The organism is Streptomyces sp. NPDC039465, from assembly GCF_055639315.1.
The window spans coordinates 391,069-415,365 of record NZ_JBVKAP010000002.1; the positions used below are offsets into that span (position 1 = coordinate 391,069).

Genomic DNA, 24,297 nt, shown 5'->3' on the forward strand with positions numbered 1-24,297 from the left:
CGCCGGGCCGCGCCCGCTCAGCCGGCCGCCAGCGCCTCCTCGGCGGCCTTCAGCTCCTCCTGCGGGTTCAGCATCCGGGAGATCATGTCCAGATCGTCCGAGTCGTAGCGGCTCCGGACGTCCTCCCACCAGGTCTCGGCGGCGAGACGCAGCAGCTCCACGGCCTCCTCATGGCGTCCGAGCCGGTTCAGGACGAGGCCGTAGTAGCCCGCCGTCTCGGTGCCGAACGCCTCATCCCGGCCTTCGTCCCATGCCTTGCGGAGGTACGGCTCCGCCTCCTCGTAACCGCCGCGCTGGGCGATGGCCTTGCCCGCCAGCATCGCGTGCAGTGCGCTGCCGTCGGCGGCCGCGCGCACGTACCAGCGCTCGGCCTCCTGGTAGTCCTTGTGGTAGTCGGAGAGCCAGGCCATGCCCTGGCAGGCGTCGTGGTTCCCGCGCTCCGCGGCGATCCGCTTCCAGTGGTCGCGGAGCACGGGCTTGCCCAACTTGTCGTAGAGCCACCGCAGGCCGGCCGCCGCATCCGGGTCGCCCGCGACCGCGGCCGCCTCGTACCACGGCAGCATCCAGCGCGCCCCCGCCCCGCCCCATTCGTAGTGCATCTTCCCGTACGCGTACGACGCCTGGAGATCGCCCGCCTCGGCCCGCTCGCGCAGCTCCGGGAGGCGGCGCAGGTCCTGCTCGTGCGGTATCTCGTCCTCCTCACGGAGCTCGGCGATCGCGTCGAGCCGTCCGGCGACGGCGTCGTCGTCGGGGTCGAGCTCGCTCAGCCATTCCTCCGCCTCGTCGAGCCGGCGCTGCCGGGCGCACAGGTCGGAGAGCAGCCGCCGCGCGGCCGCGTGCCCGGCCTCGGCGGCGAGGGTGTACCAGCGCTCGGCCTCGGCCAGTTCGGCGCGCTCCTCGTTGAACAGGCCCAGGATGTAGGCCGCGCCGGGGTAGCCCTGGGCGTGGGAGCGCAGGAGGAGTTCGCGGACCTCGCTCCAGCGGTCGTCGGCGTACCGCCGCTCAAGGAAGATCGCGTGGTCGACGAGGACCTCCGCATTGAGCTGTCCCGCCCGGCGGAAGTACTCCCCGGCCTCCGCGCACAGTCCGGGATAGTCCGTGAACTCCCGGTTCATCTCCCGCAGCGGCTCGAGCGCCTCGTCCGCGGCCTCGCCGTCCCCGGCGGCCTCGGCCGCTTCGAGGTCCTCCGCGACCCGGTCGAAGTCCGCGCGTATGCGCTCGAAGAGCTGCACCCACCGGAGGACGGCGATGTCGCCGATGTCCACGCCCTTCATCAGGAACGCGGCGGCCTCGTCCGGCTTCCCCTCGGCCGCGAGCCGCTTGCCCAGCTCGATCTTGCAGTCGAGCCGGCCCATGCCCCAGCCCGCCTCGAACCATTCGGCGGCCTCCGGGTCGCCGTTCTCCTGAAGCAGTACGGCCAGTCCGTACGCGCAGCCGGAGTGGCGGTCGGCGGCGAGGCGGTAGAGCCGCTCGGCTTCCGGGCGGTCACCGCGGATCTTGCGGTAGCGGGCGAGGGTGTACGCGGAGAAGGCGTCACCCGCCTCGACCGCCCGCTCCCAGTACGGGATTCCCTCGTCGACCCGGCGGCCGAGTACGAAGAAGTCGGTGTGCCGGCGGGCGGTCTCGCCGTCCCCCGCGAGGGCGGCGGCGACGAGTGCCTCACCGCGCGCTTCGATGGTCTGCGTGTCGTGCTGAAGTGCCATGCGGGAGATCGTTTCACCTGGCCCGGGCCCGGCCAACGGCGGCCTTTGGGTGGGGTGTGGCTCAACGGTGAGGACCGCCCGTCTCATTCGGGGGACGGCAGCAGCTGCCCCAGCGGGCCGAGATCGAGGTTGAGGTCCTCCAGGGTCAGGCCGTGTTCCTCGCACAGGCGGACCATGGCCTCGTGCAGGGCCAGGAGCGTGGCTCCGAGTTCTTCCTCCTGCTCGTCGGTGAGGTCACCGGCGTCCACGCGCCGCAGGGCCTGGCGTTCCATCAGCTGGCGCAGGAGCTCGATCACGGTTAGGACCAGCCGCAGGAGGTCCCGTTCCACGTTCTCGCGGTCCGTCCGCAGCCGGGGCACCGCCTGTCGGCCGGACTTGTACGCCCCGGAGGTGCCGTCCTGCGGGGAGGGCGCCGCCGCGAGCAGTCGGAAGGCCCGCGTGGCCGCGTTCGACACCTCCTCCAGCCGGCCGCCTCCGGTCGGCCCCCGCCGCTCGTGCCCCTCCCGCCTCTCGCGCATCTCCTCATCGCCCCTCGTCGTCGTCCGGGGCGTCCAGGGGTGCGAAGGGGTCGCCGACCGTGCCGACGGACGCCACGAGGGCCCGCAGGGACACGCGTACGAGGTCGACACCGGCCACGGACAGGACCACGTCCCCCGCGATCACCACCCCTCCGCTCAGCAACCGGTCGAGGAGGTCGATCAGGGCCACCTGGCGCTGCGCCAACGGCTCCCCCGCCCTGCGCTCGGTCATCGCTCCGGCTCCGCTCGTGGTGGTCCGGGCTCCTCCGGGGGCATCGCGAACGAGTACGGGGCCCAGGGGCCGGTCACCTCCACGCGGATGCCCTGCTCGCCGGTCGCCGCGGCCACCTCCGCGGCGAACGCCTCGGCCGTCTCGTCGGGTACCAGGTAGGCGTCGTTGACCACGTTCGCGCCGAGCCCCGGCGCGACCAGCGGGCCCTGCTGGAGGGGATGGCGCACCCGTGGCAGGGCGAAGCTGTCCGCGACCGCTTCGATGCGGTCGGCGACCTCGGCGGCCTTCCGGTGCCGGGTCTCGCGCAGGCCGTGCTGCGCGCGGCGCCGACGCAGATAGGCCTTGCCGGGGCCGGGGGCGGATCCTTGTCCGGCGGATCCTTGTCCGGCCGGCTGCCGGGCGTCCTCGGCCGCCCGTGCGGCCGTGTCCTCGGCGGAGTCGTCAGCCGCCTCGGAGACGTACACCTTCACGCCGTACTCGGCCTGGCCCGCCAGCAGCAACAGCCGCGCGTCGAGCCCGTCCCGCCGCATGGTCAGTGCCGCACGGGCCCGCTCGCGGTCGCGGTACACGGTCGCCAGCCGCAAGGGCAGTACGCCCGTACACGCGGCCAGCGACTCGACCACGGCGTGATGGGCGCGGGCGACGTCCGCCAGCCAGTCGAGGTCCTCGAAGCGCTCTTTGAGCCCCTCTTCGCCGAAGTCGCGGGCAGGGACGACGGAGACGGCGAACGCCACGGCCGGGGCTCCGGTGCGGCCCTCCGCGCCGCTTTCCAGGAGCTCCACCTCCGCACCGGCCACACCGGTGAGGGCGCGGAGGGTGTCGCGTAGGCCCTGTACAGGGCGCACCGCGGCATAGACGTATACGAGACCTGGGCCTGGATCGGGGCCTGTGGCGGTCATGCCGGGCGCCTCCGTCCCCTGCTCGGCCGCTCGGCGGCGCGGCGCTCCCGGGGCTCACCGCCCTCGGCCGGCTCCTCTTCGCTCTCGGCGGCCGCGTCGAGCGCTCCGACGCGCTCCCGCAGGGCGTCCAGCTCCGCGCGCAGCCGCCGGTTCTCCACGGCGAGCGGCTCGCCGCTCCGTCCGTTCCCGGACGACAGCGCCGGATCGTGCTCCCACCAGTCGATGCCCATCTCTCTCGCCTTGTCGACGGAGGCGACGATGAGCCGGAGTTTGATCGTCAGAAGTTCGATGTCGAGAAGGTTGATCCGGATGTCGCCCGCGATCACGATGCCCTTGTCCAGCACGCGTTCGAGGATGTCGGCGAGGCTCGCCGACGAGCCACGCTCGTAGGGCTGGACAGCCCGTGACGGAACGGATCCGAGCCGGTTCGCCAGCGGATCGCTCACCGTGTCCGCCTCCTCTCGTCTGCGCCGCCACTGCCGCCGGGCGTCCGTGCACCCCTGCCACCGGGGCGGCCGGGGCTACTGCCCTCGCGCGGCCTCGAACGCGGCGATCTCGTCGAGCCGGTCCAGCAGCTCGTCCTCCTGCCGGTCGAAGGTCTCCTCGTCGATCTCACCGGCCTGCAACTGCCTCTCCAGCTCGCGCAGGGCCGCCCAGACCGGGGCGGGGTCGTAGTACTCCGCCTCCGCCGCTTCGGTGACCCGCTCCACCACCCACACCACGCCCCGCACGGGGGCGAGCGGCAGCGTCAGCAGCTGGGTGAAAAGCCCCATGATTCCCGCGCTCCTCTCTCGATCGCGTCCTTGATCGCGCCGCCGGACGAAGCCGTGCCGCCGGACGGAGCCGCTAGACGAAGCTGTACGGAGGCAGGGGGCCCGCGAGGCGGAACTCCACGCCGTCGTCGGCCGCCGCCGCGAGCTCGGCCTCCTTCGCGAGGAACGCCTCCCGGTCCTCGTCCGCCACCAGGAAGGACACGCTGAGGAAGTCGTCGCCGCTCGGCGTGAGCACCTCGTGCTCCCGCACCGAGGGTGCCAGTGCGTTCACCACGGCTTCGGCGCGCGCGTTCCGGCGTCTCTCCACCTCCTGCGCCACGAACTCACCGAGAGCGAGCTTGGCGCGCGGGTCGGGATCGCCATGGATGATGGCGTCGTTGAGCTCCCTCGCCTCGCGGGACTCCTCCAGGATCTCCCGCAGCAGCGATCCCTCCTCCTGGGCGATCCGGAGGTGGAATTCGGCGGAGCCGTCGAGCCGCTCCAAGGTGGCGAGGTATTCCTGCCCGCGGTCCTCCAGTACGGCGCGGACCGCGTCGTCGTCGGCGGCCGTGTAGCCGAACCGCAGGGGCAGCGCGGTGCCGTCGGCCATCAGCCGGTCCTGGACCTCCTGGTGGGCGGTGAGGTCACGCCGCTTGGGTCGCAGTTCCGCCTCCCGTACGTCGCTGACCACCGCACGCAGCGCGTCGGCGGTCACGGTCCGTACACCGGAGGGGTCGGCGCCCACGCCACTCAGGCCGTCGAGACGGCAGGGGTGGGTGGCGCTGGTGATCGCGTAGACGTAGACGGTCATCGCTCACTCACGCTCCCGGCGCGTGTGACGGCGGGGGGTCGTCGTCCGACGCCGCCGTGGGGCGGGCTCCAGCTCTTCCTCGGGCTCCTCCTCGTACTCCTCCTCCGCTTCTTCGGGCTCTTCGTCCTCGTCCTCATCACGGCTCCGGCCGGTGAGGGTGTCGGTAACGGCCTGCACCGCCCCGGTCAACGCACCCTTCGACTTGCCCTGCGCCCCGCCCTCGACCATGTCGCCCACGACCTCCGGCAGCTGTGCGGGCGCCTTGCGGCCCGCTTCCAGATCCAGCCGGTTGCACGCCTCGGCGAAGCGCAGATACGTGTCCACGCTCGCCACCACGATCCGGGCGTCGATCTTGATCAGTTCTATGCCGACCAGGGACACGCGCACGAAGACGTCGATCACCAGCCCACGGTCGAGAATCAGTTCCAGGACGTCGTAGAGATTGCCACTGCCGCCTCTGCCGACGGCGGCGCTTCCTCCTTGAGGCACCACGGTCATGGCGCGTTCCCTTCATCGGCGGCGGCCCCGTCAGACCGGCCGGTCGATCATGCCCCGGTTGTACCGACGGGTCCGTTCGTACGAGATCAGCTCGCCCTCCTCGTCCAGCGTGACCTTGTAGCTGGCGATGACGCTGGTGGTCTCCGGTATCCGCTCCAGTTCGACCACCTCCACCTGCGCTTCCCATCCGTCCTCGACGGGCTTGAGCGCGGAGACGGACTCCGGTCGGCGGCCCAAGAGCTCCGACAGCTGCTCCGCTGCCGCCTTCATCGCCGCGTCGGCGGTCTTGGCACCGCTCCCTCGCGCGGCCGGGGCCTTTTGTCTGTCCGGGCGGCGTCGCCTGCGGTCCGCGTCGCCATCCGCTTTACCGGCGGCGTCCCCGCTGGTGGTCCTGCGCCGTCTGGCCGGTTCCGCCGAGGCCATGGGTGCTCCCCGATGAGTAATCAGTTCCATCCGTGCAACCGTTCCATAATTCACTCGATAGGGGGCATACCCGCCTCAAGCGAGAGTATGGGAATAACGCCTCATTTCCTCCCGAAGGGGAAGGCCATGCAGGACACAAGCAAGATCGCCCTCGCGGCAGCCGTCGCCGGCGGCTACATGCTCGGGCGAGCGAAGAAGGGCCGGCTCGCCATCACCATGGCGACTTATCTGGCCGGCCGCCGCTTCGGGCTCGAACCCGGGCAACTGCTCACGCAGGGCGCGCGGAAGCTCGGAGAGATGCCCCAATTCGCCGAGCTGGGCCAGCAACTGCGCGGCGAGGCACTCGACGCCGGCCGTCAGGCTCTCGTGGCCGCGGCCAACCGTCGCCTGGCCGACGTCGCCGACTCCCTCCACGACCGGACTCTCGCCCTCACGCAGGGCAGTTCCGGCACACGCGAGGAGGACGAGGACGAGGAAGACCGCTACGAGGACGAGGACGAGGAAGCCGAAGAGGAAGAAGAGGAAGAAGAGGAAGAAGAGGAAGGAGGGGAGGGGGAAGAAGAGGCCGAGGAGGAAGCCGAGGAGGAAGCGGAGGAGGAGCCGCCGAAGCGTGCCCGTGCACGCCCCAGCGCTCCCGCCCGTAGCACGTCCACGAAGAGCAAAACCGCGCCCCGGCGGGCCGCGGCGGACCGGGAGAGGCCCAAGAAGACCGCCCGGGCGCGGCCGAAGAGCGCAGAGCCCGAGAAGACGGGCCCGGCGAAGAAGACAGCCGGGAAGAAGACGGCCGCAAAGAAAACGACATCCGCCCGCTCGACCGCCACGAAGGCTCCCGCCAAGAAGGCACCGGCGAAGAAGGCCACGGCGTCGAAGACGGCCGCCAAGAAGACGACATCGTCCCGCGGCGGGGCCGGCGCAGGGGCGTCGACCAGGAAGAAGGCCACCTCGAAACCGAGTACGGCCAAGAAGACGACCTCGAAGCCCGCGGGCAGGAAGACCGCCGCGAGCCGTAAGACCGCGGCCTCGAAGACGGCCGCCAAGAAGACGACGGCGAGGAAGCCGTCGGCGCGGAGGTAAGGCCATGGCCAGGACGAAGCGCGACAGCGAACCGGACATGAACTCCGGTGTCGACCGGCTGCGTCAGGAGGTCGTCGCCTATCTCTCCGCGCAGGCGGACCAACTGGCCGACAAAGCCGCGGACAAGATCGACGACGTCACCGACCAGCTGTACGACGTGGCGGAAAGCGGCGGTTCCCTCAAAGAAGTCGGCAGCCGGCTTCTCCAGGGCGATTCCCCGATGAAGGCCCTCGCCGGCCAGAAGCTGCAAGGGTTGAAGGAGAAGGTCACCGGAGCCCTGGGAGCGGGTGACGGGCAGGGCGGCCGCAAGGGTGGCACCGCCAAGGTCATGAACATCGTCGAGACCCTCGACGTGGGGGTGCCGATCCGCACGGCGTACGACGCGTGGACCCAGTACGAGGAGTTCAGCGGCTTCACGAAGGGCGTGCGCAACGTCTCCCAGGGGGACGATACGACCAGCGAGTGGAAGGTCAAGGTGGGTCCGTCCACCCGGAGTTGGAGGGCGACCGTTCAGGAGCAGGTCCCGGACGAACGGATCGTATGGACCTCGGACGGGTCCAAGGGCTCGACGCGGGGCTGCGTGAGCTTCCACGAGCTGACGCCGACCTTGACCCGGATCGTGCTCGTCGTCGAGTACTACCCGTCGGGGTTCTTCGAGAAGACGGGCAACCTCTGGCGGGTGCAGGGCCGTCGACTGCGCCTGGATTTCAAGCACTTCCAGCGGTACGTCACCCTCGGCGACAGCGAGCCCGACGGCTGGCGGGGCGAGATCCGCGACGGCGAGGTGGTGCGCACGCACGAAGAGGCGTTGGAGGAGGAAGAGGCGGAGTACGAGGACGAGGAGCCGGGTGACGAGGAGGAGGAAGAAGAGTTCGAGGACGAGGCCGAAGGCGAGGAGGGGGCGGAAGGAGCTGCGGAGGACGAGGAGGAGGAGCCTGAAGAAGAGGAAGAGGAAGAAGAAGAGGGCGAGGAGGAGGGGGAGGAAGAAGAGGGAGCGGGAGAGGAGGACGAGGAGGAGCCCCCTCGGCGCAAGCGCCGCCCGGCACGCGCCCGCCGCTGAGCAAGACCGACGTACCCGGCGCTCAGAAGCGAGGCCGCCACGCCGACCCGCGACCGCCGCTGAAGCAAGGCCCACGTCCCCGCCACGCCGACCCGAGGCCGCCGCTGACCGACACCCCCGCGCCCGGTGCTCCGAAGCGCACGCGGGCCGGCGGATGGACATCCGTCGGCCCGCACTGCCGGGGGACCCACCACGTCAGTGGTCGAGGGCGTCCTTGCCCTTCTGGAGAGCCTGCTTGGCGTCGCCCTCCGCCTCCTCCAGCCGTCCCTTCGCCTCCAGCCGGTCGTCGCCGACGGCGCGGCCCGTGACCTCCTTCACCTTGCCCTTGGCGGTCTTGCCGATGTTCTTGGCCTTCTTACCGGCACCCATCGCTGTCACCTCCTGCGCGGCCACGCACAGCTCCGCGGTCGTACGAGATGCAAGGCACATTCCCTACCAAAGGGGTCGTAATCATTCCGGCCCCGCGTCGGCGTCAGCTGCCGACGTAGGCCGCCAGGTGCTCGCCGGTCAGCGTGGGGCGGTCGGCGACGAGGGCGGCGGGGGTGCCCTGAAAGACGATCCTGCCGCCGTCGTGGCCGGCCCCCGGGCCGAGGTCGATGATCCAGTCCGCGTGGGCCATGACCGCCTGGTGGTGCTCCACGACGATGACCGACTTGCCGGCGTCGACGAGCCGGTCGAGCAGGCCGAGGAGCTGCTCGACGTCGGCGAGGTGGAGGCCTGCGGTCGGCTCGTCGAGGATGTAGACGCCGCCCTTCTCCGCCATGTGCGTGGCCAGCTTCAGCCGCTGCCGCTCGCCGCCGGACAGCGTGGTGAGCGGCTGGCCGACGGTGAGGTAGCCGAGCCCGACGTCGGCGAGCCGGTCGAGGATCTTGTGCGCGGCCGGTGTGCGTGCCTCGCCGGCGCCGAAGAACTCCTCGGCCTCGTCCACCGACATCGCGAGCACCTCGCTGATGTCGCGGCCGCCGAGGCGGTACTCCAGGACCGCCGGCTGGAACCGCTTCCCCTCGCAGTCCTCGCAGGTGGTGGCCACACCGGCCATCATGGCCAGGTCGGTGTAGATGACACCGGCGCCGTTGCAGGTGGGGCAGGCGCCCTCGGAGTTGGCGCTGAACAGCGCCGGCTTCACGCCGTTGGCCTTGGCGAACGCCTTGCGGATCGGGTCGAGCAGCCCGGTGTACGTCGCCGGGTTGCTACGCCGGGAGCCGCGGATGGGGCCCTGGTCGATCGACACCACCCCGTCGCCCGTGGGAATCGACCCGTGCACGAGCGAGCTCTTGCCGGAGCCGGCGACGCCGGTGACGACGGCGAGGACCCCGAGCGGGATGTCGACGTCGACGCCCCGCAGGTTGTGCGTCGTCGCGCCGCGGATCTCCAGCGCGCCGGTGGGCTCGCGCACCGTCTCCTTGAGGGAGGCCCGGTCGTCGAAATGGCGGCCGGTGATGGTGCCGCCGGACCGCAGCCCCTCGACGGTGCCCTCGAAGCAGACGGTGCCGCCCGCCGTACCGGCGCCGGGTCCGAGGTCGACGACGTGGTCGGCGATCGCGATCACCTCCGGCTTGTGCTCCACGACGAGGACGGTGTTGCCCTTGTCCCGCAGTCGCAGCAGCAGGCCGTTCATCCGCTGGATGTCATGGGGGTGCAGGCCCGTGGTGGGCTCGTCGAAGACGTAGGTGACGTCGGTGAGCGAGGAGCCGAGGTGGCGGATCATCTTGACGCGCTGCGCCTCGCCGCCCGACAGCGTGCCCGAGGGGCGGTCGAGCGAGAGGTATCCGAGGCCGATCTCCACGAACGAGTCGAGGGTCTGCAGGAGCGCGGTGAGCAGCGGGGCCACCGACGGCTCCTTGAGGCCGCGGACCCACTCCGCGAGGTCGCTGATCTGCATCGCACAGGCGTCGGCGATGCTGACTTTCTTGATCTTCGACGCCCTGGCGCCCTCGCTCAGCCTGGTGCCGTCGCACTCGGGGCAGACGGTGAACGTCGTCGCCCGTTCCACGAAGGCGCGGATGTGCGGCTGCATCGCGTCGACGTCCTTGGACAGGAACGACTTCTGGATCGTCGGGATCAGACCCGCGTACGTGAGGTTGATGCCCTCGACCTTGATCTTGGTCGGTTCCCGGTGGAGGAGGTCGTGGAGCTCCTTCTTGGTGTACTTGCGGATCGGCTTGTCCGGGTCGAAGAAGCCGCAGCCGCGGAAGATGCGGCCGTACCAGCCGTCCATGCTGTAGCCGGGGATCGTGAGCGCGCCCTCGTTGAGCGACTTGCTGTCGTCGTAGAGCTGGGTGAGGTCGATGTCGGAGACCGTGCCGCGGCCTTCGCAGTGCGGACACATGCCGCCGGTGCGGCTGAAGGTCGCCTTCACCGCCTTCCTGGCGCCGCGCTCGACGGTGATCGCGCCGCTCGCCCGGACCGAGGGGACGTTGAAGGCGTACGCGCTGGGCGGGCCGATGTGCGGCTTGCCGAGCCGGCTGAAGAGGATGCGCAGCATGGCGTTGACGTCGGTGGCGGTGCCGACCGTGGAGCGGGGGTCGGCGCCCATCCGCTGCTGGTCGACGCTGATCACGGTCGTCAGGCCTTCGAGCACGTCGACCTCGGGGCGGGCAAGCGTGGGCATGAAGCCCTGTACGAAGGCGCTGTAGGTCTCGTTGATCAGCCGCTGCGACTCGGCGGCGATCGTGCTGAACACCAGCGAGCTCTTGCCCGAGCCTGAGACGCCGGTGAACACCGTCAGCCGGCGCTTCGGGATCTCGATGCTGACGTCCTTGAGGTTGTTCACGCGCGCGCCGTGGACGCGGATCAGGTCGTGACTGTCGGCAAGGTGCGGCGCGGGCGACCGCGTGTCCGTCCTCGTGGCCATGCTGGGTGTGTCTCCATCTGTCTCGGGCGGGTGACCTCGCGGGGTACGGGTGGCCCCAAGCGCCTTACACGCGCGGCTGGTTGAAGCGCAGCATGTTGCCCGCGGGGTCGCGGAAGGCGCAGTCGCGCACGCCGTACGGCTGGTCGACCGGCTCCTGGAGCACCTCGCCGCCCGCGGCGCGGATCCGCTCGAAGGTGGCGTCGCAGTCCTCGGTCTGGAAGATGACCCCGCGCAGCAGGCCCTTCGCCAGCAGTTGCGCCATGGCGTCCCGGTCGGCGGGTGAGGCGTTCGGGTCCGCGAGGGGCGGTTCGAGGACGATGTTCACATCGGGCTGCGACGGCGCGCCGACGGTCACCCAGCGCATCCCCTCGAACCCCACGTCGTTGCGCACTTCCAGGCCGAGGATGTCGCGGTAGAAGGCGAGCGCCTTGTCGTGGTCGTCGACGGCGATGAAGCAGGTGGAAAGCGTGATGTCCATGCGCTTCACGCTACGGGCGGGGGGCGGGTTTCGCTTCTCCATTCCTGACCGGTCGCGTGTAGATCTTGGCGTAGCAGGCCGGGATGGCGGCGCCCTCTTGATGGTCGCGCGCTCGGTACGCGCTGGGGCTCTCGCCGACCAGCTCGGTGAAGCGCGAGCTGAACGAGCCCAGGGACGTACAGCCGACCGCGAAGCAGACCTCCGTCACCGACAGGTCTCCCCGCCGCAGCAGCGCCTTGGCGCGCTCGATCCGCCGCGTCATCAGGTAGCTGTACGGCGTCTCGCCGAAGGCGGCGCGGAAACTGCGGGAGAAATGGCCCGCCGACATGAGGGCGACGCGCGCCAACGCCGGGACGTCGAGCGGTTTCGCGTACTCGCGGTCCATCAGGTCACGGGCCCGGCGCAGCCGGACGAGGTCCTCCAAGGTCACCTCACCACCATCCCACAGCGTGCCGCGCGACCGCTCAGGCGCAGGAGGGGCACAGGCCGCGGTAGGTGACCTCGGCGTCGGACACCGTGAAGCCGAACCGCTCCTCGGCCGGGAGGTCGGCGAGCGGGTCGCCGGTCGGGTGGACGTCGCGGATGGTGCCACAGCTGGAGCAGACCAGGTGCTGGTGCGGGCGGTGGGCGTTGGGGTCGTAGCGCTTGGCGCGGCCGTCGGTGGCGACCTCGACGACCTCGCCGAGCATGACGAGCTCGCCGAGGGCGTTGTAGACGGTCGCCCGGGAGATCTCGGGCAGCCGCTCGGCGGCGCGGGCGTGCACCTCGTCGGCGGTGAGATGCACGTGGTCGCCGTCGAGGACCTCCGCGACGACGCGCCGCTGAGAAGTCATCCGCCAGCCACGCTCTCGCAATCGCCCCAGCAGGTCACTCATATCGCTGCCACCTATTTCCGGTCAGTGGACGTTCAGTGGATCAGATTCAGTGGATCATCAGATGAAATTCACCCATGGCCGTCCGAGTTCTGATTGGATACGGGGTTGATGAACTTATTGACTTGGACTCTGTCCATCGTAGGATCGGTTCCGGCAATTGGCCAAGGGGTTCCCCGACCGTTCCACCGCACTGAGTTTCCCAGCACCGTGATCCGCCTGGTCCGGAAGGATTCCCATGTCTGAGAACCACGACGCAATCGTCACCGACGCGAAGACGGAGGGCTCAGGGGGGTGCCCGGTCGCACACGGGCGTGCCCCGCACCCCACTCAGGGTGGTGGCAACCGCCAGTGGTGGCCGGAGCGGCTCAACCTGAAGATCCTTGCCAAGAACCCCGCCGTGTCCAACCCCCTCGGTGAGGAGTTCGACTACGCCGAGGCGTTCAAGACCCTCGATCTGCCCGCGGTGAAGCGCGACATCGCGGAAGTGCTGACCACCTCCCAGGACTGGTGGCCCGCCGACTTCGGCCACTACGGCCCGTTCATGATCCGGATGGCGTGGCACAGCGCGGGTACGTACCGCATCAGCGACGGCCGCGGTGGCGCCGGAGCCGGCCAGCAGCGCTTCGCGCCGCTCAACAGCTGGCCGGACAACGGAAACCTGGACAAGGCCCGCCGCCTGCTGTGGCCGGTCAAGAAGAAGTACGGCCAGAACCTCTCCTGGGCCGACCTCATGATCCTCGCCGGCAATGTCGCCCTGGAGTCGATGGGCTTCGAGACCTTCGGCTTCGGCGGCGGCCGGGCGGACGTGTGGGAGCCGGACGAGGACGTCTACTGGGGCCCCGAGACCACCTGGCTCGGCGACGAGCGCTACACCGGCGACCGGGACCTGGAGAACCCCCTCGGCGCGGTCCAGATGGGCCTCATCTACGTCAACCCGGAGGGCCCCAACGGCAACCCGGACCCGCTCGCCGCGGCCCGCGACATCCGTGAGACGTTCCGCCGGATGGCGATGAACGACGAGGAGACGGTCGCGCTGATCGCCGGCGGCCACACCTTCGGCAAGACCCACGGCGCGGGCCCGGCGGAGAACGTCGGCCCCGACCCCGAGGCCGCGCCGCTCGAGGAGCAGGGCCTTGGCTGGCGGAACTCCTTCGGCACCGGCAAGGGCGGCGACGCCATCACCAGCGGTCTCGAAGGCATCTGGACGAACACCCCGATCACCTGGGACAACAGCTTCTTCGAGATCCTCTTCGGTTACGAGTGGGAGCTGTTCAAGAGCCCCGCCGGCGCGCACCAGTGGCGGCCGAAGGAGGGCGCCGGGGCGGGGACCGTGCCCGACGCCCACGACCCGTCGAAGAGCCACGCGCCGACGATGCTGACGACCGACCTCTCGCTCCGGTTCGACCCGGCCTACGAGCAGATCTCACGGCGCTTCCTGGAGAACCCCGACGAGTTCGCGGACGCCTTCGCCCGCGCGTGGTTCAAGCTGACCCACCGTGACATGGGCCCGATCGTGCGCTACCTCGGCCCGGAGGTCCCCGCCGAGACGCTGCTGTGGCAGGACCCGCTGCCCGAGGTGACGCACGAGCTCGTCGACGCCGAGGACATCGCCGCCCTCAAGGCCCAGGTCCTCGACTCCGGCCTGTCGGTGTCCCAGCTCGTGTCCGCGGCGTGGGCGTCGGCCGCCTCCTTCCGCGGCAGCGACAAGCGCGGCGGCGCCAACGGCGCGCGCGTCCGCCTCCAGCCCCAGATCGGCTGGGAGGTCAACGACCCCGACCAGCTGGCGACGGTGCTGCGCACCCTGGAGGGGATCCAGCAGTCCTTCAACTCCGCACGGACCGGCGGGAAGCAGGTCTCCCTCGCCGACCTGATCGTGCTCGCCGGTGGTGCGGCGGTCGAGAAGGCCGCCAAGGACGCCGGGGTCGACGTGGAGGTCTCCTTCACGCCGGGCCGGGTGGACGCGTCGCAGGAGCAGACGGACGTGGAGTCGTTCGCCGCGCTGGAGCCGACCGCCGACGGGTTCCGCAACTACCTCGGTAAGGGCAACCGCCTGCCGGCCGAGTACCTGCTGATCGACCGGGCGAACCTGCTGACCCTGAGCGCCCCCGAGATGACCGTCCTCGTCGGTGGCCTGCGCGTCCTGGGCGCCAACCACCAGCAGGCGTCGCACGGCGTGTTCACCACCACCCCGGGCACTCTGACCAACGACTTCTTCGTCAACCTGCTCGACCTGGGTACGACGTGGAAGGCGACGTCCGAGGACGCGTACACCTTCGAGGGCCGCGACGCCGCCACGGGCGAGGTCAAGTGGACGGGCACCCGTGCCGACCTCGTCTTCGGCTCGAACTCCGAGCTGCGCGCGCTCGCCGAGGTGTACGCGAGTGACGACGCGAAGGAGAAGTTCGTGACCGACTTCGTCGCGGCGTGGACGAAGGTCATGGAGCTCGACCGGTTCGACCTCGTCTGACGGACGACGACGTCCGGGCCGGCCCGCGGGCCGGCCCGGACGTCCTACCCTCGGCCGCGCGCGGGCGCACCCCGCCCGCGCGTGCGTAGCCCGGCGGCGGGCGGGCAGGCGCCTGGCAGGGGACCAGGACCACCGAGGGAAGTGAAGAGCATCATGACCACCGCACGCGACATCATGACGCCGGACGTCACCTGCATCGGCGCCCAGGAGACCGTCCTGGAAGCGGCGAAGAAGATGACGGAGCTCGGTGTCGGCGCCCTGCCGATCTGCGGCACGGACAACAAGCTCAAGGGCATGCTCACCGACCGCGACATCGTCGTGAAGGTCCTCGGGCAGGGCAAGGACCCCGCCGAGGTGAAGGCCGGCGACCTCGCCCAGGGCGAGGCCGTCACCATCGGCGCCGACGACAGCGCGGAGGAGATCCTGCGCACGATGAGCGAGCACAAGGTCCGCCGCCTGCCCGTCATCGACGGACACACGCTGGTCGGGATCGTCGCCCAGGCCGACGTGGCGCGCGCACTGCCCGACCCCAAGGTCGGCGACCTCCTCGAAGCCATCTCCGCCTGACCGCCCGGCGAGCCGGGGAGGGGTGGGTCGGCCCCTCCCCACCTCCCGTTTAGCGCCCCTCGCACCCCCGGTCGCGCCTTCCGCGCGCCCCTGCGCGCCCCACACCCCATTCATCCCGTTTCCATACATTCATCCGAATGTGGCGCCCGGGCGGGGTGAAAAGGGCGAAGTGGGGTATCCGCAGTGATCACGAGGGCGATCACCAAGGGCCCGTCCAGACCCGGAGGTAGCCGTGGCCGGTACCACGACACGACCAGTAGCTCTTCAACGTCGTTTGATCTCGCTGCCCGGCGTGTACCGCCCACAGGCAGACACCCTCCTGCTGGAAGCCGCCCTCGCCGACGAGGAGCTCGGCCCCGGCCACCGCGCCCTCGACATCGGCACCGGAACGGGCGCGGTGGCGCTGCGCGCCGCCGCGACCGGGGCCACCGTCACCGCCGTCGACACCTCCTGGCCGGCCGTGATGGCGGCCCGGCTGAACGCCCTGCGCCTGCGTCTCCCGCTGAACGTCGTGCACGGCGATTTCGACGCCGGCGCGGCCGGCCGCCGCTACGACCTCGTCACGGCCAATCCCCCGTACGTACCCTCCCCGGACCACGAGCTGCCCACCCGAGGAGCGAGCCGGGCCTGGGACGCCGGCGGCGACGGCCGGGGCGTCATCGACCCCATCTGCACGTCCGCCCCCGCGCTGCTGCGCCCCGGCGGCGTCCTGCTCATGGTCCACTCCGCCATGTGCGACAGCGACCGCACCGTGGAGCTGCTGGAGCGCGGCGGTGTCGAGGCCCGGGTCGTCGCCCGGCAGGACGTGCCCTGGGGGCCCGTACTGCGCTCCCGGCGGGCATGGCTGCAAGAGCGCGGGTTCGCCGCCCCGGGCGAGCAGTGGGAGGAACTGGTGGTCATCCGTGGCCAATACGCCTGAGACGACATCTGAGACGCCCCGGGCGCCGCGTCGGGTACGCATCGACCCGGCGGGGCCCCTGCTCGTGGACGGGCCCGTGGAGGTCGTGATGGAGGACGGCACCACCGCCGTCTCGGACCGTTTCGTCGTCGCGCTGTGCACCTGCCGGCGGACCCGTACACCCCCGTGGTGCGACACCAGCCACCGCCCACGACGCCGCGACCCAGACCCCGATTCCGCAGGCGAGGAGAGCGCTCGATGAACCCGTCCGCCCCGGCCACGGACCGCCCGCGCACCGCCACCGGACCGCCGCTGCCCGCCGGGCGCGGCCCGCTGTCCGCCGCGGTGGTCACGGCGCTGAGGGCACCCGCGCCCGCGCCGGAGCTCGCCGCCCCCGCGGTGGAACGCGCGGCCGGGGCGGCCGACCCCTGGGGCGAGGACCTCCAGCTGGCGCTGTACGTCCTGTACGAACCGCACTATCGGGGGTTCGCCGACGTCCCGGACGAGCGGGAGTGGGACCCCGACCTGCTGCGCCTGCGCGGCCTGCTGGAAGCCAGGATGCTGGACGCGCTCAGCGACGAGCTCGCCGGCGCCCCCACGACCGTCGACGAAGCCTTCGGCCCGTTGCTGGAGGAGCCGGTCGACCTGTCCGGCAGCCTGTCGCGCTTCCTGGAGACCGACGGCGAGCTCTGGCAGCTGCGCGAGTACGCGGCCCTGCGCTCCCTCTACCACCTCAAGGAGGCCGACCCGCACGCGTGGGTGATCCCCCGGCTGACGGGGCAGGCCAAGGCCGCGATGGCGGCGATCGAGTACGACGAGTTCGGCGCGGGGCGGGCGGAGCGCGTACACGCCCGCCTTTTCGCCGACCTGATGACGGACCTGGGGCTCGACCCGTCCTACGGCCGCCACCTGGAGTGCGCGCCCGCGCCGCTGCTCGCGACCGTGAACCTGATGTCCCTGCTCGGGCTGCACCGGGCGCGGCGCGGCGCGCTGGTGGGGCACTTCGCCTGGGTGGAGGTCACCTCCTCGCCGGGGTCCCGGCGGCTCGCCCGGGCGATGCGCCGCTGCGGGGCCGGACCGGCGGCGGAGCACTTCTACGCCGAGCACGTCGAGGCGGACGCCGTGCACGAACAGATCGTCCGGCGCGAGGTGATCGGAGGCCTGCTGGCCGCCGAACCCGCCCTGGAGGCCGACATCGCCTTCGGCTGCGCCGCCACCGACCTGCTGGAGGACCGGCTGGCGGCGTATCTGCGCGAGCGGTGGACGGCGGGACGCTCGGCGCTCCGGGCCCCGCTGCCCGAGGGGTGAGAGACCTGCGCGGGAGCCCGGAGGGCGCCATGGCCGGCGGCGGTGACGGCCTGCCCACCATCGGGGTGGAGGAGGAGTACTTCCTGGTGGACCCGGTCACCCAACGGGTCCGGGCCGCCGCGGACGAGGTCGTCGCCGCGGCCGGGGCGGCCGGCCATGGCGAGAGCGTGACCGGGGAGTTCACCCTCTACCAGGTCGAGGGCCGCACCCGGCCGTGCACCGGCCTCGCCGAGCTGCGCGACGACCTCGTCGCCGTCCGCCGGGCGGCCATCGAAGCGGCCCGCACCGCCGGGGTGCGGCTGTGCGCCTCCGGCACACCGGTCCTCGGCCGGGCGGCCCCGGAGGCGGTGGGCGACCACCCCCGCTACCGGGCGGGCCAGGCCCAGTACCGGGCGATGGTCGAAGATTTCGCGATCTGCGCCCAGCATGTGCACGTCCACTGCCCGGACCGGGAGTGCGCGGTGCTGGTGGGCAACCACCTGCGCCCCTGGCTGCCGACCCTGGTCGCGCTGAGCGCCAACTCCCCGTACCACCAGGGACGGAGTACGGGTTACGCCAGCTGGCGGTCGGTGATGCGGCTGCGCTTCCCGTGCCTCGGCCCGCCGCCCTTCGCCGCCTCCCTGGCGGAGTGGGAACGGACGGCGCGGGTGATCGCGGCGGCGGAGGCGATGCTGGACCCCGCGATGCCCTTCTGGGACGTACGCCCCAACCCGACCTTCCCGACGGTGGAGATCCGGTGCATGGACGTCGTCGCCGAGCTCGACGACGCGGTGGCCCTGGCGGCGCTGGTACGGGCGCTGGTGCAGGTGTCCGTCCAGGCGGTGCGGGGCGGCGACCCGGGCCCGCCGATCGGGGCGGAGGAGGTGCGCGCCGCGTACTGGAAGGCCGCGCGGGACGGGGTCGCGGGCACCGGCGTGGACCTGCGGGACGGCCGGGTCCGACCGGGCGGGGAACTGGCCTTCGCGCTCCTGGACCACGTGCGGGAGCCGCTGGAGGAGGCGGGTGAAGCGGCGTTCGTCCGGGCCCGGATCGCCGGGATCGTGGGCGCGGCCGGGACCTCGGCGGCAGGCGCCCCCGGCCGGGGCGGCGCGCAGGCCCAGCTCCTGGCGGCGGCCGGACCGGACGGCCTGAAGGGGGCCGTGCGGTGGCTCGTCGAGACGACGCGGCGGCCGTGCGAGGAGGCGGCCGGCGAGCCCTGGCCGGGCGGCGCGCCGGGCGCCTCCCGCCTCACCGATCGGCGAAGGTGATCACGAGGACGTCGCGGTGCGCGGGCCGTGCCGGGTCGCGCGGGGTCACGGGCGAGACGCCGTGCAGGGTCCGCCGGTCGTCACCGAGGAGCAGCGTGCCGGGCTCCTCCAGCACCGTCCTCAGGACGGGCGCCCCGTCGAGGTCGTAGACGGTGCTCTCGCCGCCACTGGCGTTGCCCCGGCCGACGAGAAGGGAGGAGACGAGGGTGACTCCGTCGCGATGGACTCCCTCGGGTGTGGGCTGCCCGGCCTGGCCGCTGGTCGCCACGACCCTGAAGGGATGGACCTTCACGGTCCACTCGGGCGGGTCGGCGAGGACGGACGCCGCTTCGGCGAGCAGATCCAGCAGCGCGGCCAGCAGGGGGTCGCTGGCGAAGGCGTCGGTCAGCGGCTCGAAGTGACGCTCCTGGCCGATGTAGAGCGGGTTGCTGTCCTCGGGCTGCAGAAAGCCGTCGTGGCGGCGGGCGGTGAGTTCCCCGGTGGGTTTGCGCCCGAAGTGGCCGTAGCGCCGCAGGCGCCGCATGCCGGCTTCCTGGACGTAGGGGTCGGGGGCGAGTTCGTCCCAGTGCCGGTCGAACTCCGCCCATTGCCGGCCGTCCGCTCCGAGGCGGCGGCCGATCTCGTCGGGCTTCATCAGGCAGTAGCCGGGCTCGGACAGCGCCTGCAGGGTGTGCGAATCGGACATGCCGGGCGTGTTCCCGCCCGGGGGCCTCCCATACCCGGGGAACCCCCATACGGACCCGTGCGTACGGGGAAGTCCGGCCGAAGTCCGGTGCCCCCCGTGTCAGGTCGGGCTCGCGGGGCAGGCGCGGGGAAAGACGAACGTCCGGCAAAGGAGTTGAGCATGACCGACGACATCTGGACCTACCGATCCGGCATCGTCCACCCGAGCGGCGAAGACCTCGTGGGCTTCCGCGTGGAGGCCCTCGACGGCCACATCGGGAAGGTCGACAAGCACTCCCACGAGGTCTCCGACGCGTACCTCGTCGTCGACACCGGTGTGTGGATCTTCGGCAAGGAGGTCCTGATCCCGGCGGGGACGGTCACCAGCGTGGACCGGGACAGTAGGACGGTGCACGTGGAGGCCACCAAGGACCAGATCAAGGCGGCTCCGGAGTTCCAGCGCGACAACCATCTGCGCGACCCGAACTACCGCTTCGAGATCAGCAAGTACTACGACGGTACGGGCCCGTTCGGCGGCCCGCGCATCTGACGCACGGCTCCTCCCGCGCCCCCGCGGCCCACCCCGGTGCGGCCGCGGGGGCGCCCGTCGCGGCGGCGGCCTACGGTGGGCGCATGCGGCTTCTGCTGACCTCCGACACGCACGTACCCGCCCGCGCGAAGAGCCTGCCGGACGCGCTTGTGGCGGGCATCGGCGAGGCGGACGCCGTGATCCATGCCGGAGACTGGACCGACGAGGCGACGCTCGACCTCCTGCGCTCCTCGGCCCGCCGCCTGATCGGCGTCTACGGCAACAACGACGGCCCGGCCCTGCGCCGGAGGCTGCCCGAGGTCGCCCGCGCGGAGCTCGGCGGAGTGCGGTTCGGCGTCGTGCACGAGACCGGAGCGGCCGCGGGGCGCGAGCGCCGCTGCGCCGAACGCTTCCCGGACCTGGACGTCCTCGTGTTCGGCCACAGCCACATCCCCTGGGACTCCACCGCCCCCGGCGGCCTGCGCCTGCTCAACCCCGGCTCCCCCACGGACCGCAGACGCCAGCCCTTCTGCACGTTCATGACCCTGACGGTCGCGGACGGGGCGCTGGGGGACGTCACCCTGCACCGGCTCCCGAGGCGGCGGATTCACTGACGGGTGCCGGTCCGGCCGGTGATGTGGGGCGGCGCGGCGATGTCCGGGGTGAGTGCCGGGTCGGGTTCGGGCACGCCGAAGGATGGCGGGTGGCGGCCGCAAGCGCCAAGGGCCGCGGCCGACGTACACCCCGGCGGGCGCGCGCGATCCCTTGCCGCACCTCTTGACGCTCCCCCACCGCCCTCGGATACTGGCGGCCAAATCGATTTGGCCAAATCGATTTGGCTCTCCGTCCAGGGCCGGATCGCGGCTGAAATCCGAGCGTGCAGCGACGCCCGAACGGAGCCCGAGCATGTCCAGTCCCCGCCAGACCCTGCCCTCCACGGAACAAACGGCACCCGCCCCCGCGCCCGCACCCACGGCGCCTCATCCCGTCGACGAGTCCCGGCCCCTCGGCCGGATCCTGCTCTTCGGGATCCAGCACGTCCTCGTCATGGCCGCCACCCCCATCTCGGCGATCTTCCTGATGAGCGCCACCCTCAAGCTCGACCCCGGACTGACCGTCAACCTCCTCTCCGCGGCCTTCGTCCTGTCCGGAGTCGGATCCCTGATCCAGTCGCTCGGCCCCTGGAAGTTCGGGCCCCGGCTGCCGTTCGTGATGCTGCCCGGAGGCGCGCCGCTCATCCTCTTCCTCGCGATCGCCGAGCAGCACGGCCTGCCCACGGCCACCGGCGCGGTGCTCCTCACCGCCGCCTTCTACTTCGTCGTGCTGCCCGTCTTCTCGCGGCTGCTCGCCTTCTTCCCGGCCCTCGTCATCGGCACGATGATCGTCATCGTGGGCGTCAACCTGGTGAAGGTCGGCGCCGTCCTGGTCACCGGCCGCCCCGGCCAGCCCGGCTTCGCCGACCCCACCGCCCTCGGTCTCGGCATGGCCACCATCGGCTTCACCGTCGTCTTCTACCTGCTCTTCAGCGGCATCCTGCGCCAGCTCGCCGTGATGCTCGGGCTCCTCGCCGGCACCGGCCTCGCCGCGCTCCTCGGCGCCATCGACTTCGGCCGCGCCGCCGACGGCGGTCTGTTCACCGTGCCGCAGCTGATGCCGTTCGGCTCACCGGAGTTCAACCTCATCGCCGCGCTGCCGCTGATGCTCTACAGCCTCGCCTCCATGGCGGAGGCCACCGGCCAGACCGTCATCAACGCCGAAGCCGTCGGCAAGGACATCGACCAGCGCACCGACGTCCCCAAGACCGTCCGCGGCGACGCGCTCACCTCGCTCTTCGGCGGATTCTTCGGACTGCCGCTCATGGTCACCAGCGGCGAGAACATCGGCATCGTCCGCGTCACGGGCGTACGGAGCCGGTACGTGACCGCCGCGGCCGGCGTCGTCCTCGTGGCGATCGGCTTCCTCGCGCCCGTCACCCGCGCGATCAGCGTCATCCCGTCCGCGGTCGTCGGCGGCACCGCGATGGTCGTCTTCGCCGTGATCACCGTCCTCGGCGTGCAGATGCTCGGCCGCTCCGACCTCGACAAGCACACGAGCACCTTCATCTGCGCCGTCGCCCTCGCGCTCGGCCTGCTGCCGATCCTCGTTCCCGGCGTGTACGGCGGCTTCCCGCCCAACGTCCGCATCCTCCTCGAAAGCGGCGTCGCCGTCGGGGCGGTCGTCGCCGCCGTCCTCAACATCCTCTTCCACCACGTCAGGCCCGGCGTCGTCGCCCGCCTGGCCACCGCCCGCACGGAAAGCGACCGATGAACCAGCTCACCCCCGATCTCCTCGACGGCCCGGGCCCCTTCCTCCTCGTCCCCGACGCCGTCCTGCTGCCCGAAGGCCCCGCCGACGGCCACGCGGTCGTCGTATCCGACGGCTTCTTCCACGCCGTGGGTCCCGCCGAGGAGCTGATACGAACCCATCCGCACCTGAATCCCGTACGCCTGCCCGGCCATCTCCTGATGCCCGGCTTCGTCGACGCCCACCACCACCTCACGCAGAGTTTCGGTTCCGCGCTCGCCTTCGGGGAGCCGTCGGAGATCTTCCGGCGGGTGTGGGTGCCGCTGGAAGGCGCGCTGGACGAGGAATCGGCGTACGTGGCGGCCAAGTTGGCCGCGTTCGAGGCCCTGCGCGGCGGTTTCACCACCGTCGCCGACGCCGGGACCCGCGCCGACGTCGACATCGACGTGGTGGCATCCGCCGCGCGCGACGCGGGCATCCGCTGCGTGCTCGGCCTCGTCTGCAACGACGCCGACGACTCCGACGGCGACAATCCGTCCGTCATGGACAGCGCCGAGAAGCATCTCGCGCGCTATGGCGACGACCCGCTCATCCACCCCTCCCTCGCCGTCTCCGTCCCCGAAGCGGCCACCGAGGAGACCCTCAGGAATACGGCCCGCCTCGCTGCCGAGGCCGGTGCCGTCGTCCAGATCCACCTCAACGAACACCTCGCCGGTGTCGAGCGCTCCCTCGTACGCCATGGCTTGCGGCCCCTGGAACACCTGCACACGATCGGCGCGCTCGGCCCCCAGCTGCTCGCGGCCCACGCCACCCTCCTCACACCGCGCGAGCTCACCCTGCTCGCCGACACCGGTACCGCGGTCAGCTACAACCCGGTCGCCAGCGCCTGGAAGGGCAACGCCGTCGCGCCCGCCACCGCCATGGCCGAGAGGGGCGTCCGCTTCGGGCTCGGCACCGACGGGACCCGCGGCGACGGGTTCCGGCTCGCCGACGCGGCCGAGTTCGCCCAGCGGCTCGCGTACGGCCTGGCCACCGGCGACTCGTCCTGCGGCGCCGGCTGGACCTGGCTGGAGCACGCCACACGCGGCGGCGCGGACGCGGTCGGTCTCGGCGCGCGGACCGGCACGATCGCCGAGGGCCTGGCCGCCGACTTCCTCCTCGTCGACATCACCCACCCCGAGCTCGCCCTCTCCTGGGACCTGCCCTGGGAGCTGGTACGGCGCGGCAACCGCGACCAGATCGCCGCCGTGTTCGTCGCCGGACGCCTGCGCCTGTGGTGCGGGCGGCCCGTCGGCTGGGACGGCCAGGCACTGGTGCGTCAGGCGGCCGAACTGGCCCGTACCACCGTGGGAAGGGCCGCCATCACCCGCGTACACCCCACCTCCACGGCGGCACGGGAAAGGACTGCGGCGCGGTGAGCTGGCAGACGCTGGCGGTGCTCGCCCTCACGGTGGCCGCCGCCGCCTTCGTCCAGGGCAGCAGCGGACTGGGCTTCGCCCTGATCGTCGCGCCGGTGGCCGGCATCCTCGATCCGGGTCTGCTCCCGGTGTTCGTCCTGGCGGTGATGATCCCCCTCAACGCGTACGTGGCGTGGCGCGAACGGGCCTCGCTCGACGTGCGGGGCGCGGGCTGGATCTCCGTCGCGCGGCTCGCCGCGACACCGGGCGGTCTGGCGCTGCTCTGGCTGATCCCGGACCGCAGTCTCGGCCTGTTCGTAGGGATCGCCACCGTCCTGGCGGCGGTCGTGAGCCTGGCCGCGCCCGCCTTCACCCCGGGCAGGGCCGCCTATGTGGGCGCGGGCGCGGTGACCGGTCTGACGGAGACGGCGACCGGCGTCGGCGGTCCGCCGCTGGCACTGGTCTACCAGCACCGGCCCCCGGCCGAACTGCGTTCCACCGTCGCCGCGTGCTTCCTGGTCGGTGAAGTCGCCTCGCTGCTGCTGCTGTTCGCGACCGGGGAGGGTGACCCGGCCGATCTCGGGTGGGCGCTGGCGCTGGTGCCCGCGATCGCCGTGGGGGCGTGGCTGAGCCGCCTGGTGCACCAGCGTCTTGACGCGCGGCGGATGCGTCTGTTCGTGCTCGTCTTCGCCCTGGTCTCGGGGGTGCTGCTCATGGTCGGGATCTGACCGTAGGAAGGGGGTGGCGGTCCCGTCGGGGTC

The 24,297-nt window shown here is 71.7% G+C and carries 28 protein-coding genes; 13 read left to right on the forward strand and 15 right to left on the reverse strand.

Translation table 11 applies throughout. From position 1 onward, the window contains the following. Positions 1-17: 17 nt before the first annotated feature. The 9 genes from ACZ7LT_RS07925 to ACZ7LT_RS07965 form a co-directional block, all read right to left on the reverse strand. The gene (locus ACZ7LT_RS07925) at positions 18-1,703 is read right to left on the reverse strand and encodes a tetratricopeptide repeat protein (RefSeq protein WP_471235118.1); all 1,686 of its coding nucleotides are present in this window, start codon (positions 1,701-1,703) and stop codon (positions 18-20) included. An 83-nt stretch (positions 1,704-1,786) separates the two neighbouring features. After that, entirely contained in the window at positions 1,787-2,221 is a 435-nt protein-coding gene (locus tag ACZ7LT_RS07930; protein ID WP_471235119.1) for a gas vesicle protein K, read from the reverse strand. 4 nt (positions 2,222-2,225) lie between these two features. After that, entirely contained in the window at positions 2,226-2,453 is a 228-nt protein-coding gene (locus ACZ7LT_RS07935) for a gas vesicle protein (protein WP_471235120.1), read from the reverse strand. Then, the gene (locus ACZ7LT_RS07940; RefSeq protein WP_471235121.1) at positions 2,450-3,298 is read right to left on the reverse strand and encodes a GvpL/GvpF family gas vesicle protein; all 849 of its coding nucleotides are present in this window, start codon (positions 3,296-3,298) and stop codon (positions 2,450-2,452) included. The genes ACZ7LT_RS07935 and ACZ7LT_RS07940 overlap by 4 nt, the downstream gene beginning before the upstream one ends. A gap of 50 nt (positions 3,299-3,348) precedes the next feature. Further along, positions 3,349-3,798, reverse strand: coding sequence for a gas vesicle protein (locus ACZ7LT_RS07945; RefSeq protein ID WP_471235122.1), 450 nt, complete (start codon positions 3,796-3,798; stop codon positions 3,349-3,351). 75 nt (positions 3,799-3,873) lie between these two features. After that, positions 3,874-4,125 carry a gas vesicle protein GvpG gene (locus ACZ7LT_RS07950; RefSeq protein WP_471235123.1) on the reverse strand — a complete coding sequence of 84 codons (252 nt, stop codon included), beginning with the start codon at positions 4,123-4,125 and terminating at the stop codon, positions 3,874-3,876. A 73-nt stretch (positions 4,126-4,198) separates the two neighbouring features. Further along, positions 4,199-4,915 (reverse strand): GvpL/GvpF family gas vesicle protein, encoded by a 717-nt coding sequence (locus ACZ7LT_RS07955; protein ID WP_471235124.1) that lies wholly within the window; start codon positions 4,913-4,915, stop codon positions 4,199-4,201. A 3-nt stretch (positions 4,916-4,918) separates the two neighbouring features. Beyond that, positions 4,919-5,413 carry a gas vesicle structural protein GvpA gene (locus ACZ7LT_RS07960; RefSeq protein ID WP_471235125.1) on the reverse strand — a complete coding sequence of 165 codons (495 nt, stop codon included), beginning with the start codon at positions 5,411-5,413 and terminating at the stop codon, positions 4,919-4,921. Positions 5,414-5,443: 30 nt separating this feature from the next. Further along, positions 5,444-5,836 carry a gas vesicle protein GvpO gene (locus ACZ7LT_RS07965; RefSeq protein ID WP_471235126.1) on the reverse strand — a complete coding sequence of 131 codons (393 nt, stop codon included), beginning with the start codon at positions 5,834-5,836 and terminating at the stop codon, positions 5,444-5,446. Between the two features lie 12 nt (positions 5,837-5,848). Between ACZ7LT_RS07965 and ACZ7LT_RS07970 the strand changes: the two genes are divergently transcribed. Both ACZ7LT_RS07970 and ACZ7LT_RS07975 read left to right on the forward strand, forming a co-directional pair. Further along, positions 5,849-6,910 carry a histone protein gene (locus ACZ7LT_RS07970; protein WP_471235127.1) on the forward strand — a complete coding sequence of 354 codons (1,062 nt, stop codon included), beginning with the start codon at positions 5,849-5,851 and terminating at the stop codon, positions 6,908-6,910. A 4-nt stretch (positions 6,911-6,914) separates the two neighbouring features. Next, on the forward strand, positions 6,915-7,970 hold the full coding sequence (locus ACZ7LT_RS07975; protein WP_471235128.1) for an SRPBCC family protein: 1,056 nt from the start codon (positions 6,915-6,917) through the stop codon (positions 7,968-7,970). Positions 7,971-8,165: 195 nt separating this feature from the next. On the opposite strand, the gene ACZ7LT_RS07980 is transcribed toward ACZ7LT_RS07975, so the two are convergent. The 5 genes from ACZ7LT_RS07980 to ACZ7LT_RS08000 form a co-directional block, all read right to left on the reverse strand. Then, positions 8,166-8,339: a CsbD family protein gene (locus ACZ7LT_RS07980; protein WP_471235129.1), complete on the reverse strand. Its 174-nt coding sequence runs from the start codon at positions 8,337-8,339 to the stop codon at positions 8,166-8,168. 103 nt (positions 8,340-8,442) lie between these two features. After that, complete coding sequence (locus ACZ7LT_RS07985; protein WP_471235130.1) at positions 8,443-10,824, reverse strand: ATP-binding cassette domain-containing protein; 2,382 nt, start codon at positions 10,822-10,824, stop codon at positions 8,443-8,445. 64 nt (positions 10,825-10,888) lie between these two features. Continuing rightward, positions 10,889-11,302, reverse strand: coding sequence for a VOC family protein (locus ACZ7LT_RS07990; protein ID WP_471235131.1), 414 nt, complete (start codon positions 11,300-11,302; stop codon positions 10,889-10,891). 10 nt (positions 11,303-11,312) lie between these two features. Continuing rightward, the gene (locus ACZ7LT_RS07995; RefSeq protein ID WP_471235132.1) at positions 11,313-11,732 is read right to left on the reverse strand and encodes a helix-turn-helix domain-containing protein; all 420 of its coding nucleotides are present in this window, start codon (positions 11,730-11,732) and stop codon (positions 11,313-11,315) included. A gap of 34 nt (positions 11,733-11,766) precedes the next feature. Further along, on the reverse strand, positions 11,767-12,177 hold the full coding sequence (locus tag ACZ7LT_RS08000) for a Fur family transcriptional regulator (protein WP_471235133.1): 411 nt from the start codon (positions 12,175-12,177) through the stop codon (positions 11,767-11,769). 235 nt (positions 12,178-12,412) lie between these two features. On the opposite strand from ACZ7LT_RS08000, the gene katG reads away from it, so the two are divergent. The 6 genes from katG to ACZ7LT_RS08030 all read left to right on the forward strand — a co-directional run bounded on the left by katG (position 12,413) and on the right by ACZ7LT_RS08030 (position 18,664). Continuing rightward, positions 12,413-14,644 (forward strand): catalase/peroxidase HPI, encoded by a 2,232-nt coding sequence (gene katG / locus ACZ7LT_RS08005; protein ID WP_471235134.1) that lies wholly within the window; start codon positions 12,413-12,415, stop codon positions 14,642-14,644. Positions 14,645-14,797: 153 nt separating this feature from the next. Continuing rightward, on the forward strand, positions 14,798-15,211 hold the full coding sequence (locus tag ACZ7LT_RS08010; protein ID WP_028798243.1) for a CBS domain-containing protein: 414 nt from the start codon (positions 14,798-14,800) through the stop codon (positions 15,209-15,211). A gap of 292 nt (positions 15,212-15,503) precedes the next feature. Continuing rightward, on the forward strand, positions 15,504-16,130 hold the full coding sequence (locus ACZ7LT_RS08015; protein ID WP_471235135.1) for a HemK2/MTQ2 family protein methyltransferase: 627 nt from the start codon (positions 15,504-15,506) through the stop codon (positions 16,128-16,130). A gap of 64 nt (positions 16,131-16,194) precedes the next feature. After that, on the forward strand, positions 16,195-16,371 hold the full coding sequence (locus tag ACZ7LT_RS08020; protein ID WP_471235609.1) for a CDGSH iron-sulfur domain-containing protein: 177 nt from the start codon (positions 16,195-16,197) through the stop codon (positions 16,369-16,371). Then, on the forward strand, positions 16,368-17,417 hold the full coding sequence (locus ACZ7LT_RS08025) for an iron-containing redox enzyme family protein (protein WP_471235136.1): 1,050 nt from the start codon (positions 16,368-16,370) through the stop codon (positions 17,415-17,417). Before ACZ7LT_RS08020 ends, ACZ7LT_RS08025 begins: the two co-directional genes overlap by 4 nt. Positions 17,418-17,446: 29 nt before the next feature. Next, positions 17,447-18,664, forward strand: a complete 1,218-nt coding sequence (locus ACZ7LT_RS08030) for a carboxylate-amine ligase (RefSeq protein WP_471235137.1) — start codon at positions 17,447-17,449, stop codon at positions 18,662-18,664. Here ACZ7LT_RS08030 and ACZ7LT_RS08035 read toward each other — a convergent pair. Then, positions 18,645-19,349 (reverse strand): 2OG-Fe dioxygenase family protein, encoded by a 705-nt coding sequence (locus ACZ7LT_RS08035; protein WP_471235138.1) that lies wholly within the window; start codon positions 19,347-19,349, stop codon positions 18,645-18,647. The genes ACZ7LT_RS08030 and ACZ7LT_RS08035 overlap by 20 nt on opposite strands. Positions 19,350-19,508: 159 nt before the next feature. Here ACZ7LT_RS08035 and ACZ7LT_RS08040 point away from each other — a divergent pair, with 159 nt between their 5' ends. The 5 genes from ACZ7LT_RS08040 (at position 19,509) to ACZ7LT_RS08060 (ending at position 24,264) form a co-directional block, all read left to right on the forward strand. Beyond that, on the forward strand, positions 19,509-19,877 hold the full coding sequence (locus ACZ7LT_RS08040; RefSeq protein ID WP_471235139.1) for a PRC-barrel domain containing protein: 369 nt from the start codon (positions 19,509-19,511) through the stop codon (positions 19,875-19,877). A gap of 83 nt (positions 19,878-19,960) precedes the next feature. After that, the gene (locus ACZ7LT_RS08045) at positions 19,961-20,470 is read left to right on the forward strand and encodes a metallophosphoesterase family protein (RefSeq protein ID WP_471235140.1); all 510 of its coding nucleotides are present in this window, start codon (positions 19,961-19,963) and stop codon (positions 20,468-20,470) included. A 292-nt stretch (positions 20,471-20,762) separates the two neighbouring features. Further along, positions 20,763-22,163, forward strand: coding sequence for a uracil-xanthine permease family protein (locus ACZ7LT_RS08050; protein WP_471235141.1), 1,401 nt, complete (start codon positions 20,763-20,765; stop codon positions 22,161-22,163). Beyond that, positions 22,160-23,557: an amidohydrolase family protein gene (locus ACZ7LT_RS08055; RefSeq protein WP_471235142.1), complete on the forward strand. Its 1,398-nt coding sequence runs from the start codon at positions 22,160-22,162 to the stop codon at positions 23,555-23,557. The genes ACZ7LT_RS08050 and ACZ7LT_RS08055 overlap by 4 nt, the downstream gene beginning before the upstream one ends. Next, positions 23,554-24,264: a sulfite exporter TauE/SafE family protein gene (locus ACZ7LT_RS08060; RefSeq protein WP_471235143.1), complete on the forward strand. Its 711-nt coding sequence runs from the start codon at positions 23,554-23,556 to the stop codon at positions 24,262-24,264. Before ACZ7LT_RS08055 ends, ACZ7LT_RS08060 begins: the two co-directional genes overlap by 4 nt. Positions 24,265-24,297 lie beyond the last annotated feature (33 nt).

Excerpts from the sequence above, each read along its gene's own strand:
- ACZ7LT_RS07925 (WP_471235118.1), bottom strand. The coding sequence starts at position 1,703 with ATGGCACTTCAGCACGACACGCAGACCATCGAAGCGCGCGGTGAGGCA.
- ACZ7LT_RS07930 (WP_471235119.1), bottom strand. The coding sequence starts at position 2,221 with ATGCGCGAGAGGCGGGAGGGGCACGAGCGGCGGGGGCCGACCGGAGGC.
- ACZ7LT_RS07935 (WP_471235120.1), bottom strand. The coding sequence starts at position 2,453 with ATGACCGAGCGCAGGGCGGGGGAGCCGTTGGCGCAGCGCCAGGTGGCC.
- ACZ7LT_RS07950 (WP_471235123.1), bottom strand. The coding sequence starts at position 4,125 with ATGGGGCTTTTCACCCAGCTGCTGACGCTGCCGCTCGCCCCCGTGCGG.
- ACZ7LT_RS07955 (WP_471235124.1), bottom strand. The coding sequence starts at position 4,915 with ATGACCGTCTACGTCTACGCGATCACCAGCGCCACCCACCCCTGCCGT.
- ACZ7LT_RS07960 (WP_471235125.1), bottom strand. The coding sequence starts at position 5,413 with ATGACCGTGGTGCCTCAAGGAGGAAGCGCCGCCGTCGGCAGAGGCGGC.
- ACZ7LT_RS07965 (WP_471235126.1), bottom strand. The coding sequence starts at position 5,836 with ATGGCCTCGGCGGAACCGGCCAGACGGCGCAGGACCACCAGCGGGGAC.
- ACZ7LT_RS07970 (WP_471235127.1), top strand. The coding sequence starts at position 5,849 with ATGAGTAATCAGTTCCATCCGTGCAACCGTTCCATAATTCACTCGATA.
- ACZ7LT_RS07975 (WP_471235128.1), top strand. The coding sequence starts at position 6,915 with ATGGCCAGGACGAAGCGCGACAGCGAACCGGACATGAACTCCGGTGTC.
- ACZ7LT_RS07980 (WP_471235129.1), bottom strand. The coding sequence starts at position 8,339 with ATGGGTGCCGGTAAGAAGGCCAAGAACATCGGCAAGACCGCCAAGGGC.
- ACZ7LT_RS07985 (WP_471235130.1), bottom strand. The coding sequence starts at position 10,824 with ATGGCCACGAGGACGGACACGCGGTCGCCCGCGCCGCACCTTGCCGAC.
- ACZ7LT_RS07990 (WP_471235131.1), bottom strand. The coding sequence starts at position 11,302 with ATGGACATCACGCTTTCCACCTGCTTCATCGCCGTCGACGACCACGAC.
- ACZ7LT_RS08000 (WP_471235133.1), bottom strand. The coding sequence starts at position 12,177 with ATGAGTGACCTGCTGGGGCGATTGCGAGAGCGTGGCTGGCGGATGACT.
- katG (WP_471235134.1), top strand. The coding sequence starts at position 12,413 with ATGTCTGAGAACCACGACGCAATCGTCACCGACGCGAAGACGGAGGGC.
- ACZ7LT_RS08010 (WP_028798243.1), top strand. The coding sequence starts at position 14,798 with ATGACCACCGCACGCGACATCATGACGCCGGACGTCACCTGCATCGGC.
- ACZ7LT_RS08025 (WP_471235136.1), top strand. The coding sequence starts at position 16,368 with ATGAACCCGTCCGCCCCGGCCACGGACCGCCCGCGCACCGCCACCGGA.
- ACZ7LT_RS08030 (WP_471235137.1), top strand. The coding sequence starts at position 17,447 with ATGGCCGGCGGCGGTGACGGCCTGCCCACCATCGGGGTGGAGGAGGAG.
- ACZ7LT_RS08035 (WP_471235138.1), bottom strand. The coding sequence starts at position 19,349 with ATGTCCGATTCGCACACCCTGCAGGCGCTGTCCGAGCCCGGCTACTGC.
- ACZ7LT_RS08040 (WP_471235139.1), top strand. The coding sequence starts at position 19,509 with ATGACCGACGACATCTGGACCTACCGATCCGGCATCGTCCACCCGAGC.
- ACZ7LT_RS08045 (WP_471235140.1), top strand. The coding sequence starts at position 19,961 with ATGCGGCTTCTGCTGACCTCCGACACGCACGTACCCGCCCGCGCGAAG.
- ACZ7LT_RS08050 (WP_471235141.1), top strand. The coding sequence starts at position 20,763 with ATGTCCAGTCCCCGCCAGACCCTGCCCTCCACGGAACAAACGGCACCC.
- ACZ7LT_RS08055 (WP_471235142.1), top strand. The coding sequence starts at position 22,160 with ATGAACCAGCTCACCCCCGATCTCCTCGACGGCCCGGGCCCCTTCCTC.